General features: G+C 46.4%; 12 protein-coding genes and 1 tRNA gene. 9 read left to right on the top strand and 4 right to left on the bottom strand.

The genetic code is table 11. From position 1 onward, the window contains the following. Positions 1-115 precede the first annotated feature (115 nt). The 3 genes from AC1XTG_RS07265 to AC1XTG_RS07255 all read left to right on the top strand — a co-directional run bounded on the left by AC1XTG_RS07265 (position 116) and on the right by AC1XTG_RS07255 (position 5,044). Positions 116-934 carry an outer membrane beta-barrel protein gene (locus AC1XTG_RS07265; protein WP_484841485.1) on the top strand — a complete coding sequence of 273 codons (819 nt, stop codon included), beginning with the start codon at positions 116-118 and terminating at the stop codon, positions 932-934. A 24-nt stretch (positions 935-958) separates the two neighbouring features. Next, on the top strand, positions 959-1,822 hold the full coding sequence (locus AC1XTG_RS07260) for a YfaP family protein (RefSeq protein WP_484841484.1): 864 nt from the start codon (positions 959-961) through the stop codon (positions 1,820-1,822). Positions 1,823-2,101: 279 nt separating this feature from the next. Further along, on the top strand, positions 2,102-5,044 hold the full coding sequence (locus AC1XTG_RS07255) for a DEAD/DEAH box helicase (RefSeq protein WP_484841483.1): 2,943 nt from the start codon (positions 2,102-2,104) through the stop codon (positions 5,042-5,044). A gap of 140 nt (positions 5,045-5,184) precedes the next feature. Here AC1XTG_RS07255 and AC1XTG_RS07250 read toward each other — a convergent pair whose 3' ends face one another. From AC1XTG_RS07250 to AC1XTG_RS07240, 3 genes are all read right to left on the bottom strand, one after another. Then, positions 5,185-6,480, bottom strand: a complete 1,296-nt coding sequence (locus AC1XTG_RS07250) for an adenylosuccinate synthase (RefSeq protein WP_056280623.1) — start codon at positions 6,478-6,480, stop codon at positions 5,185-5,187. A 79-nt stretch (positions 6,481-6,559) separates the two neighbouring features. Then, positions 6,560-7,063, bottom strand: coding sequence for a Fur family transcriptional regulator (locus AC1XTG_RS07245; RefSeq protein ID WP_031526345.1), 504 nt, complete (start codon positions 7,061-7,063; stop codon positions 6,560-6,562). Between the two features lie 123 nt (positions 7,064-7,186). After that, on the bottom strand, positions 7,187-9,478 hold the full coding sequence (locus AC1XTG_RS07240; RefSeq protein WP_056280620.1) for a RelA/SpoT family protein: 2,292 nt from the start codon (positions 9,476-9,478) through the stop codon (positions 7,187-7,189). 184 nt (positions 9,479-9,662) lie between these two features. Here AC1XTG_RS07240 and AC1XTG_RS07235 point away from each other — a divergent pair. Further along, positions 9,663-9,744 (top strand) — tRNA-Leu (locus AC1XTG_RS07235). A 162-nt stretch (positions 9,745-9,906) separates the two neighbouring features. Then, positions 9,907-11,256, top strand: coding sequence for a trigger factor (tig, locus tag AC1XTG_RS07230; protein ID WP_484841482.1), 1,350 nt, complete (start codon positions 9,907-9,909; stop codon positions 11,254-11,256). Positions 11,257-11,319: 63 nt separating this feature from the next. On the opposite strand, the gene AC1XTG_RS07225 is transcribed toward tig, so the two are convergent. After that, the gene (locus AC1XTG_RS07225) at positions 11,320-11,697 is read right to left on the bottom strand and encodes a helix-turn-helix domain-containing protein (protein ID WP_484841481.1); all 378 of its coding nucleotides are present in this window, start codon (positions 11,695-11,697) and stop codon (positions 11,320-11,322) included. A gap of 243 nt (positions 11,698-11,940) precedes the next feature. Here AC1XTG_RS07225 and AC1XTG_RS07220 point away from each other — a divergent pair, with 243 nt between their 5' ends. The 4 genes from AC1XTG_RS07220 to AC1XTG_RS07205 all read left to right on the top strand — a co-directional run bounded on the left by AC1XTG_RS07220 (position 11,941) and on the right by AC1XTG_RS07205 (position 16,066). After that, positions 11,941-12,615, top strand: coding sequence for a ClpP family protease (locus tag AC1XTG_RS07220; RefSeq protein ID WP_031526349.1), 675 nt, complete (start codon positions 11,941-11,943; stop codon positions 12,613-12,615). Between the two features lie 248 nt (positions 12,616-12,863). Continuing rightward, entirely contained in the window at positions 12,864-14,108 is a 1,245-nt protein-coding gene (gene clpX, locus AC1XTG_RS07215) for an ATP-dependent Clp protease ATP-binding subunit ClpX (RefSeq protein WP_056280609.1), read from the top strand. A gap of 102 nt (positions 14,109-14,210) precedes the next feature. Next, positions 14,211-14,978 carry an SDR family NAD(P)-dependent oxidoreductase gene (locus AC1XTG_RS07210; protein ID WP_056280606.1) on the top strand — a complete coding sequence of 256 codons (768 nt, stop codon included), beginning with the start codon at positions 14,211-14,213 and terminating at the stop codon, positions 14,976-14,978. Positions 14,979-15,106: 128 nt separating this feature from the next. Beyond that, entirely contained in the window at positions 15,107-16,066 is a 960-nt protein-coding gene (locus tag AC1XTG_RS07205) for a 1-phosphofructokinase family hexose kinase (protein ID WP_484841480.1), read from the top strand. Positions 16,067-16,122: the final 56 nt, after the last annotated feature.

The following is a 16,122-nucleotide window of genomic DNA, read 5'->3' as shown; positions in this document are numbered from 1 at the left end:
CCGCAAATATCATGTTTGGGAGCCAGCTATTATTCTTCAATTTCAATGCAGGTAACTTCTTTAAAATCAATCCGAAACCAATTAACTGCGCTCCATTTAAAACGCCCCTTTCGCTATGAGAAAACTTTATACGACGGTCCTGGTATCTATATACACCTTCACGATGCCGGCATTCAGCCAGCATCTTAATCTGGCCGGATTAAACAACAGTAAAATCCTTTTGACAGACAACCGCACGCAAGAACCCACATTGAGTCAGCATAATGAAACTCAACAGAAAACCTTCCATTCACAGCCGCCTTCAACGACAGAAGTACAGGAGGAGTTGCGTGCAGCTGCACCGTCTTTTCGGCTTGGTAAGTCTGTTTCTGTGCTGGTTTTTGCCGAAGGTTTGTACGCCATTGAAAGTTTATCAGGAGGCTGGTCTGCCAAGTCCACCGGCGTGGGGATACTGCAGGGCTTTGGTGCCGGCATTCAGCTCAACTACTATCTCGCCGAGCGTGTAAGTGTCAATCTGCAGGGAGGATCTTCCAAGTGGCAGGTCCAGAGAAAATATGTAAGTATCGTTCCCGAGAAGGTACTGCAGTTCAGCAGTGATGAAACGATTACCAGGATTCCGCTGCAAGTTGGCTTCAAGCTTTATCCTATCAAAAACATTTACTTCAATCCCTACGGCGGTGGCCAGTTTACCAAACGCGTGAGGACCACGACTGAACTTCATCCCGAAGGCCCGGGCACTGCAGAAGCCACCGCTTTTTTACCTGCAGTGGGCGGCGCGATCGGGTTTGAGAAGTACCTGGTGGGCGGCTTGTTCCTGGACGTGGCGGCGCAGTACAACTATGTAATCAATACGGATTTCGCAGGAATTTCCGACGCGCTGCATTTTGCCGGTCTTCGAGCCGGAATCGGATACAAGTTCAAAGCAACCAAATAATACACTACCCTTAACACCCAGCTCATGTTCCGTAAATCTACATTTATACTCTTCTCGGTCCTTCTATTCTTCGCGGGCAGCTGTATCCGGAAAATCGAAACCGTAGTAGACCCGATTGTGATCGACCCTTCCGATCCTGCTACGTTCAGCCGGTATATCATTCTTCCCGACGGCACCGTTCGCATTGTGGGTAATCCACCTAGGAGTACGCAGGGTTCCAATCCTTCTATTTTCCCGAGATCCACAGCAGTCATTATTTCCAGTAACGGTAGTACTGTTGCAATTCCTTTCAGCGTAAACCTGCCGCCCGGGTCGACCATCGGCGGCTATTACGTACAGGTAGTGGGTTCTGATATGTACTTTGTAGTTCAGGCTGATCCTGATAATCCCGGCCAATTCACTTTACCGATCGGGATACCGGCTGCATCTATCAACGGGCAGTTTTGCATTAAAGTCTGGGTTTATGACAACAGAAATCAGGTAAGCCAGCCTGTTACACAATGCGTTGATATTGTAAAACTGGGTACGGGAGCATTGCAGATTAATCTTGCCTGGGATACTGACGACACAGACATTGATCTGCACGTGATCGAGCCAGGCGGTAAGGAAATTTACTTTGCAGATGATTATTCATACACCACCGGCGGCCAGCTGGACCGTGACGATGTGGACGGATACGGACCTGAAAATATCTTTTGGGACAATGCACCGGATGGAGAGTACAAGGTATTTGTGCATTACTATGAAGGTTATGTCCGCACGAAATACTATATCACTGTAACCACACCGACAGGCTCGCGCAGCTACAACGGGACTCTGAACAGGGAAGATGATGAGAACATGGTGGTTACGATCCGCAAGCGAGGAGAGCAATATACCTTCGAGTAATTAATATGAACTTTCACTATACCGGGCTTCCTTTCAACAGGAAGCCTTTTTTGCATTACTCTGAGTAGTACCGACACAGTTTTTCCTTCAAAATCCCCTATCGAATTGTTTGGAAACCTGTCTCAATTTTTTCTACAAATATCGCTTACTGCTGCATGGGCGGACTTTCATTTAGGTATGATTTAACCTATATTTGAAGTTTCCCAATTCTTAAAAGAGGTCGTCTCCTACTCTTTGGGAAGCATTTCGTCAACACTTATTACTTGTAGAAACCGGATAATGAAAGTATCTCCGTCCGAGCCATTTAAGATTGTTTATTCAATTTTGAACCATGAATATTTGGGATATATTTTTGAAGCTTTCGCCGTACAGCTGAATGCACAAGGCGATTTTACGTTTCAGATCCAGAATATATCTTCCAAAAACGTCAAGGAATTCAGAAGCGGGCTTGACGCCGGGGATTTTGAGCTGGTAAAACTGATCGACGATATCCAGCAAGATCTGGTAGTCCGGAAGTTTAACACTAAAAAGCTCAATGCAGTCGACTTCTTCCTTAAAGTTTACGATGCACAAAAAGGCGATAAAACGATTCAGGAAGCCATCGCAAGCTATCTCGAAAATAGCAAGGCGCGGATCTTGGAAAAGCTGAATGGAAAGGACATTTTCATCATGGGAAGCGACGGTAACCCGCTCTGGAAACCTGTCGTCACCGAGCCTGAAAAAGCGACTATACGTTTTCATTTTGTAAGAAATGAAGATAACACACATTACTTCCCAACGATCCGCCACAAGTACCAAAAGCTTGATTTTCAATATAAAAATGCATTTCTGATCTGCGAAGATCCTGCCTGGCTCATTGTCGACGGACACCTTTACAGCTTCGAAGGAAATGTGGACGGGAAGAAGATCAAGCCATTTCTGAACAAAAAATTCATTGCCATTCCGGGTCAGGTGGAGGAGCAGTATTACGGGCGATTTGTTGCTCCGCTTATTGCTTCTTACGATGTGGTGGCCAAAGGATTTGAGATCAGGAATGTATCGTCGCAGCCAAAAACGGTGCTGACCATCTCCGAATTTACAACAGCGCCTAAAAAGACGCCGGTGCTTTTCCAGGATTCAGAAGATGTGGAGGTGATCGAAGAGGAAGATAGCGACGTCACTTTTGATCTTTCGTTCCAATATGCAGGTTTTTCTTTTCATTACGACAGCTTTGCGCATCCGTCGAGTGTACACATGGAGAAGAAAGGGAATGATTACTTTTTCAATAAGGTAAGGCGGGATATCGATGGCGAAAGCAAGAATGTGCGACTTTTGAAGGAATGGGGGCTGAATATGCGCAATGGAAAGCTGCAAATGCCTAAGTCACAAGCTTTTGGCTGGCTACAAGGCAATGCGATAACGTTATCTGAAAATGGCATCAGCGTAAGGCAGAACACCAGCGACAGCAAACGTTATTTCCTGGGGTACTCTTCCCTGGACATTTCCGTTCAGGAAGGCCGTGACTGGTTCGATATCAATGCAAAAGTGAAGTTCGGAGAGTTTGAAATCCCGTTTATACAGCTGAGAAGCTACATTCTAAACCGTAAGAAAGAATTTTTACTACCAAATGGAGAAACCGCAGTGATCCCGGAATGGTGGTTTACCAAATACTCCGAATTCTTTTCCTTTACTGAGCACGCCGAAGACGACGATCAGCTCCGGCTCCGGATGCACCATTTGGCATTGGTACAGGAACTGCAGGAGGAAAACCTCGCCACAACAGTAATCAGCAGAAAGCTCGAAAACCTTCGGAATTTCCAGCAAATTGAGCCTGTCGATCCTCCTGTGAATTTCAAAGGCACTTTACGGCCTTACCAAAAAACAGGTTACGACTGGCTTCAATTCCTCAAACAATACCGGCTTGGAGGTTGCCTGGCCGATGATATGGGTTTAGGAAAAACGGTCCAGACGCTGGCATTGCTGCAATCCGAGAAGGAGAATGGCGCATCTAATCCTTCCATGCTGATCATGCCTACTTCACTGCTGTACAATTGGCAACTGGAAGCGAAGAAATTTACACCCGACCTGAAAGTTCTTCTTTATACCGGCACTAACCGGGAAAAAGATACAGCGCAATTTGATCAGTATGACCTGATTTTAACTTCATACGGGATTGTGCGGCTGGATATTGATATTATTGAAACCTACCAGTTCAATTACATTATCCTCGACGAGTCCCAGGCTATTAAAAACCCGACTTCCATTATCACAAAGGCTGTACGAAAGCTTAATTCTTCACACCGGCTCGTGTTGACGGGTACGCCGATTGAAAATAACACACTTGATTTGTGGTCACAAATGACCTTTGTAAACCCGGGTTTGCTGGGAAGTCAGTCGTTTTTCAGGGACGAATTTCAGATTCCGATTGAGAAGAAAGGTGATGAAGATAAATCGAAGCGACTTTATAATTTGATCAAACCGTTCATTTTACGAAGGCTAAAATCGCAGGTAGCAACCGATCTTCCCGAAAAAGTCGAGAGTATCCAGTACTGTGATATGGTGGAAGAGCAGGAAAAAGCTTACGAGGAAGCAAAAGCCTACTATCGGAATCTGATTCTTCAAAGCATTGATAAAGAAGGCATTTCCAAGTCGCAGCTGGTTGTATTGCAGGGCCTTACAAAGCTCCGGCAACTCGCAAACCACCCGTTGATGGTTGATCCGAGATATAGTCACGGTTCGGGCAAATTCGAGGATGTGCTGCACAAGATGCAGACGGTTATGACTGAGGATCACAAAATCCTGGTTTTCAGCCAGTACATCAAACACCTTGACCTTTTCAGGCATTATCTAGACGAACGGAATATCAGATACGCGTATCTCGACGGCTCAACAAAGGACCGGCAGGAGCAGGTGGAAACGTTTCAGGAGCAAGCGGGTATCAAGATATTTCTGATCTCGCTAAAAGCAGGCGGCCTCGGGCTTAACCTCACCGCCGCCGACTACGTTTTCATTCTAGATCCCTGGTGGAACCCGGCCATTGAAGCACAGGCAGTAGACCGCGCACACCGCATTGGCCAGCACAGAACCGTTTTTACTTATAAGTTTATAACTAAAAACTCGGTAGAGGAGAAGATTCTTGCATTGCAGAAATCAAAGAAACAGCTCGCTGACGACCTGATTTCAAACGAAGAAGGTTTTATAAAATCGCTCAGCCGGGAAGATGTGTTGAATTTGCTGGCGTAGCGTATATTGTTTTTTGAAGTACTTGTCAGTCTGAGCAAGTACTTGTCACCCTGAGCGGAGTCGAAGGGCGCTACCACCAAGCAGTAGCGCCCCTTCGACTCCGCTCAGGGTGACCAAAATGTATAAACGGAAACCCTTACCTAAACCGACAATGCAGACGCTTCGCGGCTGATCAATGCCTCACGGTCAGGACCGGTGGAAATGAATGTAATTGGCAACTTCAATTCCTCTTCCAGGAATTTTACATAAGCTACCAGCTCTTCCGGAATGGCATCGAAATCGTGGATACCGTCGAGGGAAGTTTGCCAGCCTTTGAATTCTTTATAGACCGGCTCAACAGACTCATCACATAGATCGTAAGGAAGCTGTTCTGTCAGCGTTCCGTCTGCAAGCTTATAGTTTGTACAAACCTTGATTGAATCAAAAACGGTAAGTACATCTACCTTCATCATAATCAGCTGGGTAACTCCATTGATCATGATCGCGTACTTCAATGCAGGCAGATCGAGCCAGCCGCACCGGCGAGGGCGACCCGTGGTAGCACCAAATTCACGGCCTTCCTGACGCATTTTCTCACCGGTTTCTTCCAGTAGCTCAGTTGGAAATGGACCGCTGCCTACGCGCGTGCAGTACGCTTTGAAAATTCCGAAAACCTCTCCTACCTGCTTTGGTGCAATACCAAGACCGGTACAGGCACCGGCAGCCATGGTAGTTGAGCTGGTTACAAACGGGTATGAACCAAAGTCAATGTCCAGCAAAGATCCCTGCGCTCCTTCTGCCAGAACCGTTTTGTTGTTGGCCAATGCATCGTTAACAACATACTCGCTGTTAACCAATGTGAACTGCTTCATGAATTCCACCGCAGCGAAGAAGTTTTCCTCAGCTTTTGGTAAAGCTTCTGCGTAATCATATTGATAGAAATCAAGGATCACCTTGTGGGCATCAACCAGTTTCTTGTATTTCTGTGCAAAATTCGGGGATAGCACATCTCCTACGCGCAATCCGAGCCTTGCAGTTTTATCCTGGTAAGCGGGGCCAATTCCTCTCAGTGTAGAACCGATTTTGGAATCGCCCTTCGAACGCTCGTAAGCTGCATCGAGCAATGAATGTGTAGGAACGATAATAGACGCTTTCTTGGAAACAACAAGGTTGCTCACAAGGTCAAGGTTGTATTTGCCGAGATTTTCAATCTCTCTTCTGAAAACGATCGGGTCTAGAACCACGCCGTTTCCTATAATATTCTGGATATCACTGCGGAAGATACCGGAAGGAATTTGGTGCAAAACGTGTTTGATACCATCAAATTCAAGCGTGTGCCCCGCATTCGGGCCACCCTGAAAACGGGCTACAACCTGGTAACGCGGCGCCAAAACGTCCACGATTTTACCTTTTCCCTCGTCTCCCCATTGGAGCCCAAGTAGTACGTCAACTTTCATTCAATTTTTGATTACTGAAACTATATGTGTAAGAATAAGATAGGCAGGAGCAAGCCCCTGCCTTAAAGGATATCAGATACTATCTGTCTTCGTATGCAGCCGAAGTTTCCCTCGGTACGTCGTTGCGGTTCTGGCAATTTTCCTTGGTACAGTTACCGTAGAAGATAAGTGAATGGTGCATCACGCTGAAATTCAGCATTTCGCCTACCATATTCTGTATAGACTGGATCCTTGGATCGCAGAACTCCATTACTTTATGGCAATCCGTGCAGATCAGGTGATCGTGTTGTTTGTTACCGTAAGACTTTTCAAACTGCGCCAGGTTTTTCCCAAACTGGTGTTTGGTCACAAGGTCACAATCTACCAAAACATCCAGCGTGTTGTAAACGGTTGCGCGGCTAACCCGGTACCGTTTGTTTTTCATGCTGATGTAAAGCTCATCTACGTCAAAATGATCTTCCCTGGTGTAGATCTCTTCCAATATCGCAAAGCGTTCAGGCGTTTTGCGAAGTCCTTTATTTTCCAGGTAAGCCGTCAGGATTTTCTTGGCGGCTTCGAAATTTGGTTTGCTGGCTTGTGGCATATCTCTGACTATTCTTGCGCGAAAATACGCTTTTTTATACTAAATCACAGTCAATCTGGTAATTTAACAATACCAGGGTCGACACAATTTAATAACACTGCCTGACGATAATCGTTCACCCAATCAGGTGTGGCTCAGGTTCGTGTCAAAGCGCTGTACGTTGTAAACTCCCTCTACCTGTTCCAGCTTATTAATCAGGATATCCAAATGCCGCGTATCCTGTACATAGAGCTTGATATCCCCATTAAACACGCCGTCTTTGGTATCAATTGTCAGTCCGCGCATGTTGATATGCAGCTCATTTGAAATGATCCGCGTCACGTCATTCACCAGTCCCACGCGGTCTGTTCCAGACAGATAGAGCCCTGCCAGGAAGGCTTCATCCTTGTTAGATTCCCATTTGGCCTTGATAATGCGGTTACCATGTTTGGACATCAGTTCGGCCGCATTCGGACAGGTAGTCCGGTGTATTTTAATGCCTTCGTTAATCGTAACAAAACCAAAAACGTCGTCACCTGCAATCGGATTGCAGCAGGCGGCAAGCTTGTAATCGATTTTGTCCATATCGTCGCCGATCAACAGTGTATCACTGTCTGCCCGGTCGCCGTGGATTTGTTTTAAAAACTTGGTAAGTGTCTTACCATCGCTGCCAACCGGCCCGGGAACCGCATTTGCTGCATGGGCGGAATCGGCTTTCCGCTCTTTTATTTCTTTATCCTTCTTGAACCTTTTCAGCTCATCAAGCTGAATATATCCCTTTCCTATTCGGTAGAAAAAGTCGGGCGCTGTTTTACATTCGAAAAATGCCCTCAGTTGGTTGACAACCTCGGCAGTAAGTTCAATACCAAGTGTTTTAAGTTTTTTCTCAACCATCTGCCGGCCGTCAGTTTCGTACCGGCGATTATCTTCTTTCAGAAAATCCTTGATCCTGGCCCGGGCTTTCGAGGTAACTACGATCCGCAGCCAGTCTTCATTGGGTTTCTGCTTATTGGAAGTTATGATTTCGATCTGATCCCCATTGTTGAGCACGTAGCTGATCGGAACCAGGATACCCCCTACTTTGGCAGCCATACAATGCGCGCCCACTTCGGAGTGGATATCAAATGCGAAATCCAGCGCTGTTGCGCCGCTTTGCAATACCTTCAATTCACCTTTTGGTGTAAATACAAAAACCTCTTCGTTAAACAGGTTACTTCTGAATTCATCAAGGAACTCGATCGCGGCAGTTTTATCCCCAAAACCATTTTCAAGCGTTTCGCGGACCTGCGTGATCCATTGCTCGATGTTACCGCGAACCTTGGTATCGTTGCCTTTGTACTTCCAGTGCGCTGCGTAACCTTTTTCGGCGATCTCATCCATCCGCGTCGTGCGTATCTGGACTTCTACCCACTGTCCGCTCTTGCTCATTACTGTTGAGTGCAGCGACTGGTACCCATTTGCACGCGGTGTGCTCAAAAAGTCTTTTAGCCGATCCGGATTAGGCTTATAGTGGTCAGTCACGATTGAATACGCCTGCCAGCAGATCGCTTTTTCACGATCATTTTCAGCCGAAGATTCCAGTACAATGCGAATTGCAAAAAGGTCATATATTTCCTCAAAAGGCTTGTTCTGCTTCCGCATTTTATTCCAGATCGAATAGATCGATTTGGGTCTGCCTTTGAGGATAAAATTCAAGCCGGCAGATTCCAGGTCCTGTGCGATCGGCTCCATAAACTTGGCGATAAACCTGTCACGAATGCCTTTCGTCTCTCTCAGTTTCCTGGCAATGGCGCGGTATTCCTGAGGTTCGGTATATTTCAGGTAAAGCTCTTCCAGTTCGGATTTAATGCTATAGAGTCCGAGCCGGTGCGCTAGCGGCGCGTAGATAAAAATAGTCTCGGAAGCGATTTTAAGCTGTTTATCACGCGGCATACTGTCAAGTGTGCGCATATTGTGCAGCCTGTCGGCGAGCTTCACGAGGATCACACGCACATCGTCGGACAGCGTGAGCAGCATTTTGCGAAAATTCTCAGCCTGCTGTGAAGAACCATATTCGAAGCGCCCGGAAATTTTGGTAAGCCCGTCGATGATCTTTGCAACCTTTTTTCCAAAAAGTCTTTCAATATCCTCGATCCGCATATCGGTATCTTCCACCACATCATGCAGCAAAGCAGCAACAATGCCCGTGGTACCGAGCCCGATCTCTTCCACCACGATCTGGGCTACTGCGAGCGGGTGGTAAATATAAGGTTCTCCCGACCGGCGCCGCATATCTTTATGGGCGTCGACGGAAGTATAAAAAGCCTTTTTGATTAATTTGGCATCATTATCCTTCAAAAATGGCTTGGCTGTACGTAATAGTCTCCTGTACTTTTTGAGGATATCCTTCCGCTCCTGCTCCAGGTCAATATTGAGGGCCTCGACGAGTTGCTCCACTGATGTTTTCTAATTGGTATGCTTCACCAAAATAACAAATTCCGGCGACATTTTTCAATAAAGGATTACCAAAAGATAAAATTTTGAAAAAAGCTTGCATCTATCTAAAAAATAGAAATACCTTTGCACTCCCAATTCGAGAACAGGCGACGATAGTAACTGCGATTGAAGACGGAAAAAGTGAGCGGGCGTGGCGGAACTGGTAGACGTGCTAGACTTAGGATCTAGTGCCGCAAGGCGTGGGGGTTCGATTCCCTCCGCCCGTACAAATTACAAGGGAATGACGGGGCATCAGATTCCTATCCCATATAGAAAAATGTGCTGCTCCGTAGTAAGACCCGTCAAATGCCCTCAGGACTTCGTTTTGAGGGCATTTTTATTTTTCTTTTCTGTTTTACCCAAGGTATTACCATTAGCATAAGCGAAACATGGAAGTTCTGTTAGAAAAAAGCTCGCCTACAATGGCTTCACTTAAAGTGACGCTGACCAAAGAAGATTACCAGCCGAAAATTGATAAAATCATAAAGGATTATTCAAAACGTGTAAACCTGAAAGGTTTTCGCCCTGGAAAAGTGCCTTCGCATGTAATTCAGAGAATGTATGGAAAAAGCATTCTGGTTGACGAGGTGAACAACCTGCTGAGCAATGCAGTGAGTAACTACATCCGGGAAAACAAATTACAGGTAGTAGGTGACCCGATCCCTGATCGTGACAAAGCTGCCGAAGTGAACTGGGATAATCCAAGCCAGTTTGAATTCAGCTACGACCTGGGAATGGCGAGCGACTTTGAAGTGAATTTCTCTGAACTGCCTGCAGTAAAACGTTATACTATCAATGTAGACGATGCGGAGCTTGGTAAGACAAATGACAGCCTGCGCGAGCGTTTTGCAGACAGCATTCACCCTGAAGTAAGTGAGGCTGGCGATATGATCTTCGGAGAGCTTAAACAAGAGTCAACCGAATTCACAACACGCACTGCAATCCCGACCAAGCAGCTTAAAGAAGAGGCACTTGCGAAGTTCATTGGTGTCAAAAAAGATGATGTTATCACATTTGATATCCAGGATACATTCACCGACGAGTCGGCGATCGCTCATGTGACCGGCAAGAAAAAAGAAGATATCGGTTCACTTTCAGGCGATTTCGTTTTGACCGTAGAAGATATCACCCGCTCAGCACCTGCGGAATTGAACCAGGAGTTTTTTGATAAGGTACTGGGAGCCGGACAGGTTGAAAGCGAAGAGCAGTACAACGAGAAAGTTCTCGAAATCATCAAAGGAAACTATGAGCGCGAAACCGAAGCGTTGCTTCGTCGCGATATCGAGAATGCATTGCTGGAAAACATTTCCATCGATCTTCCCGAAGAGTTCCTGAAAGAATGGCTGGAACGTACCAACGAAGGTAAATTTACCCGCGAGCAGATCGAAGAGCAGTTTGAAGATTTCAAAAAATCTTTGAAACTGAGTCTGATCAAAAACAAGATTGCGGACAGAGAGAACGTGAAAGTTGAATATCCTGAGATCCTTGAATTTACCCGTAACATGGTAAAAGGTCAGTTTGGTATCTACGGCGATGACGATAATATGAAGGAAACAATCGACCGCGTTGCACAAGGTTACCTTGCTGACAAAGAGCGTGACAATTACACGAGTATTTTCAACCAGGTTTTCGACAACAAAGTAATGGATATCATTCGCGGACAAGTTTCTACCGACGAGCAAACCATTGAAGTAAGCGAATTCGAGAAAATGGCGAAAGGCGAAGAAGTAGCAGCTTAATCAGCTATCTAGCTTTATACATCAGACACCGCTCCGGTTACCGGGGCGGTGTTTTTTGTTTTACTAAAAACCAATACGCTCACGCTGCTGCCCCAGCTCGCGCACGATCCCTTCACCAAACCACTGCCTGAATTTCAGCTTCCATTGGTCCAGCTCATTCTGCAACCTCCGGTTTTCTGCCAGCAGCCGGGTATTCTCCTGCCTGAGCCAATCCGTTTCCGACATCGAAACCGAATCAAACCCCAGCAGGTCGGGAAGTTTGATGTCAAGCAGTTTGGCAATGTTTTCCAGGCGCGAAACTGACAGTTCCGTCCTGCCTCTTTCGAGATCACCGTAAGCGGTAGTGGATAACCCAAGCATATCTGCCATATTTTCCTGGGAGAGACCTTTCTGTAACCTGATCAACCGGATTTTCTCTGATAAGTTAGCTGCTGCGCTCATGGTCGCCGTGTTTATCTTTTTCAAACTTTTCAAATGCAATGTACTTAACTGTCCCGCTCCTGCTCCTCGCAAATTCCGATAATTTATCGCAGGAATTGACAAGGTTTTCCCGATGAATTAGTCAATTTTGTGCAAGCCGATTATTCAGCAGGCAGGTTTTTAATCAGAAACTAACATATATTGCTTTTTGTTCTGATAGTCGTTGCCCTTTAAATATAAACTCAATTAAAATTAAGTTTACCGATGAATTACGGAAATGAATTTAGAAAATATGCTGTCCACCACCTTGGCGTGAATGGCCTTTCAGTGGACGGTTATATGAACCACACCGTTGAAAATATGACCCGCTCGGTGATCGAGGAACGTCCGATGAACTTCCGTGAAGTTGACGTTTTCTCTCGTTTGATGGCCGACCGCATCATTTTCATGGGAACTGGTGTGGACGATAATATCGCGAATATCATTGTCGCACAGTTGCTATTCCTCGAATCAGCCGATCCTAAGAAAGATATCCTGATGTACATCAACAGCCCGGGCGGTTCTGTGTATGCAGGTTTGGGAATTTATGATACCATGCAATATGTACGTCCAGACGTAGCAACTGTTTGTACCAGCCTTGCTGCCTCAATGGGCGCGGTATTGCTGGCGGGTGGCGCTGCCGGAAAACGTTCGGCGCTTCCTCATGCACGTGTGATGATCCACCAGCCTTCGGGAGGTGCGCAGGGAACTTCGGTTGATATCGAAATTACAACCCGCGAGATTGTAAAGCTGCGTCACGAATTGTACGAAATCCTTGCCAACCATACCGGCCAGACACCGGAGCAAATCGCATTGGATTCTGACCGTGACAAGTGGCTGAAAGCGACAGAAGCGAAGGAATACGGTTTGATCGACGAGGTTTTGACAAGAGACAAATAAGCCATTTTTGATTTGCTGAAAGCACCCTGACAACCAGCTTGCCAGGGTGCTTTTTTATGCATTAGCCTCATTTTCTTTTGGTAACCCGGTCAAAAAACCGGAAATTTGTAATATCCTTTCGATTGGCTGCAAAATGTGCGGCGTTTGGAAACAATAATGTAAACCTTCTTGTTAACACGGTCTTGGCTGTTGCTAATAATAAATAAACTCAGCGAACCGGGTAATTCACCACTGTATAAACAAATTCAATGGCACAAGTAAGCTGTTCGTTCTGCGGACGTAAGAAAAACGAAGTCGATTTATTACTTTCCGGAATAGATGCACATATATGTAATCACTGCATTGCCCAGGGTCATCAGGTGATCACGGAAGAATTAGGGGCAAAAGAAGATAAGAAGGAAAAAAAGGGCAAGCTACCTAAGCTGAAACCCATTCCCCCGTCCGAAATCAAGCACTTTCTCGAACAATACGTAATAGGTCAGGATGAAGCGAAACGCTCGCTGGCCGTTGCTGTATATAATCATTACAAAAGGCTCAACCAGGCAACTACCGAAGATGATGTTGTGATTGAAAAATCGAATATCATTATGGTGGGCGAAACGGGTACCGGCAAAACTTATCTTGCCAAATCCATTGCCCGGATACTACAAGTGCCTTTTTGCGTGGCTGATGCAACTGTTGTTACGGAAGCAGGTTATGTTGGGGAAGATGTTGAAACGATTTTAACACGCTTGCTGCAAGCTGCCGATTACAATGTAGAAGCTGCTGAACGCGGTATCGTTTACATTGATGAGATCGACAAAATTGCACGTAAGTCAGATAACCCTTCCATTACACGCGATGTAAGCGGCGAAGGTGTACAGCAGGCGCTTTTGAAATTGCTGGAGGGCTCTATCGTGAATGTACCCCCGCAAGGCGGCCGCAAGCACCCCGACCAGAAAATGATTACCCTTAATACCGAAAACATTCTTTTCATCTGCGGAGGCGCATTTGACGGGATTGAAAGGCACATCGGAAAACGCATTAATACCCGTCCGATCGGTTTTTCAGGTGATAACAGGATCATCGAGATTTTCGACAAAGGAAATTTGATGCGCTATGTAACGGCAATGGACCTTAAATCTTTCGGTTTGATCCCAGAGCTGATCGGTCGCTTGCCTGTGCTCACGCATTTAAACCCGCTTGATCGCGAAACACTGCGCCGCATTCTGACAGAACCAAAAAATGCATTGGTGAAGCAGTACAGTAAACTTTTCGCAATGGAGGGCATCAATTTGCATTTTGAAGACGCAGTGCTGGATTACATCGTTGATCAGGCAATGACTTACAAACTGGGTGCCCGCGGACTTCGCTCGATTTGCGAGTCGATTATGACCGACGCGATGTTTGACCTGCCTTCGCAAACGGATGTGAAAGATTTCACTCTTTCCTTGGACTACGCAAAAGATAAGTTTGAGAAATCAGCAATGTCGGTGCTACGCTCTGTGGCCTAGACAATTGACTTCATAGTAAGTGGCGCCTGGTATCTTCAAGATGCCAGGCGTTTTATTTTTTACCCCAATAATCCTATTTTGCAATAAAAATGAATAGTGAAAATGGAAAATTGGCTGGGTAATAAATCGATTGTGGTCATAGGAGGAACAACCGGTCTGGGGTTTTCTGCGGCCAGGGCATTTGTAAGAAGCGGAGCAAACGTGGTTGTGGTCGGGCGAAACCCTGAAAACTGCCTTGTTGCTGAGTTGCAGCTCGGAAGCACCGCTCGCGCCAAGCAGGCCGATGCTACTCACCCGCAAACCGCAATGGAAGCGATACAACTCTGTATCCGCGAATTCGGTAGTTTTGACGGCTTATACCATGTTGCAGGAGGTGGCGGAGAGAAATTTGGTGACGGACCTTTGCACGAGCTTTCGCTTGAAGGCTGGCACAAAACACTTGACTGGAACCTGACTTCGCTGATGCTGTCAAACCAGGCAGCAATCCGGACATTTATGGGAATGAACAAAGGTGGCAGCATACTGAACATGAGCTCGGTACTGGGCTTTTATCCTTCTTCCCAGTTCTCAAACCATGCTTATGCTACCGCAAAGTCGGCGGTACTTGGCTTCTCTAAATCCATCGCTTCTTCTTACGCATCTAAAAATATCAGGGTGAATGTGCTCTCGCCAGGTATCATTGAGGGAGTTGAAGGCAAGGAATCTGAACAGTTTGTCACCAGCAAACAGTCACTCGACGGAGGTCGCTATGGTGTACCGGGCGATCTGGATGGGGCTGCTGTCTATTTCATGTCTGATTATTCAAAATTCACTACCGGACAGAACTTATCTGTCGATGGCGGCTGGGAAGTGAGCGACGGGCAATACTGAATAAAATGCCGGGGTTATGTGAACATATCAAGAAGGCTGCATCGGCAATCACTTTTTTTCTTTTATTCGCGTAAATTAAGTGATAAGTTGTTCCGCCTTCGAGGTTTAAACTAACATACAGCATTTTTATGGCTACCGGACCAATTGTGACCCTGACAATCAATCCTGCGCTCGACAAAAGTTCGGAGGTTTCCCGAATTGTACCGGACAATAAGCTCCGTTGCGGAACGCCCACATTCGAGGCCGGAGGTGGGGGGATTAATGTGGCGAAGGCCATTCACAGGTTAGGTGGAAATCCGATTGCCATTTTCACAATCGGCGGTCCTACTGGTCAGAGGTTGCACAAGCTCGTTAAAAATGAAGGCGTGGAAACCATGGTCATCGAAACCAAGCAATGGACCCGTGAAAACTTCCACGTGCTTGAAACCAGCACGGGCTTTCAGTACCGGTTCGGAATGCCCGGCAGCGAAATGATGCCGACCGAAGTAAGATCAATTTTAGAAATGATGGAAGAGTTTGACCCTAAACCTTCCTATATCATTGCCAGCGGCAGTTTGCCTCCGGGTGTTCCCGAGGACTTTTACGGCCAGATATCCAGGATCGCCAACAAGCAAGGTGCCAAGTTCATTGCCGATACTTCCGGAGATGCATTGCGTTATGCTGCTGAGTCAGGTGTGTACCTTCTTAAACCCAATATCAAGGAGCTAAGTGAGCTCGTGGGTGTGGATAAGCTTGAAATGGACGAGGTGGACGATGCTGCGCGCGCGCTGATCATCCGCGGACAATGCGAGGTGGTCGTTGTATCAATGGGTGCAATGGGCGCAATGCTGGTGACCGAAGATCAGGTAGAACACATTCCGGCACCGCCAGTGCAGCCCAAAAGCACAGTAGGCGCAGGAGATAGTATGCTGGCGGGCATCGTTTGGACACTCTCGCAGGGTAAATCTTTCCGGGAAGCTGTTCGGATGGGCGTAGCCTGTGGCACTGCTGCAACTATGAATGCCGGAAGCGAGCTTTTCAAGATGCAGAATGTGAACCACCTGATGGACTGGCTGAACCGTTACGGAAAACGCTACTCTGCAAGCTAACCCGAATCAGAACTTTGTGATAGTAAGAATGTGAATGGACTGTCTTTTTTGATAAA

The sequence above is a fragment of the Dyadobacter sp. HNCC25DJ183 genome (assembly GCF_056895175.1).
This window is presented reverse-complemented; position numbering and strand designations above follow the sequence as displayed.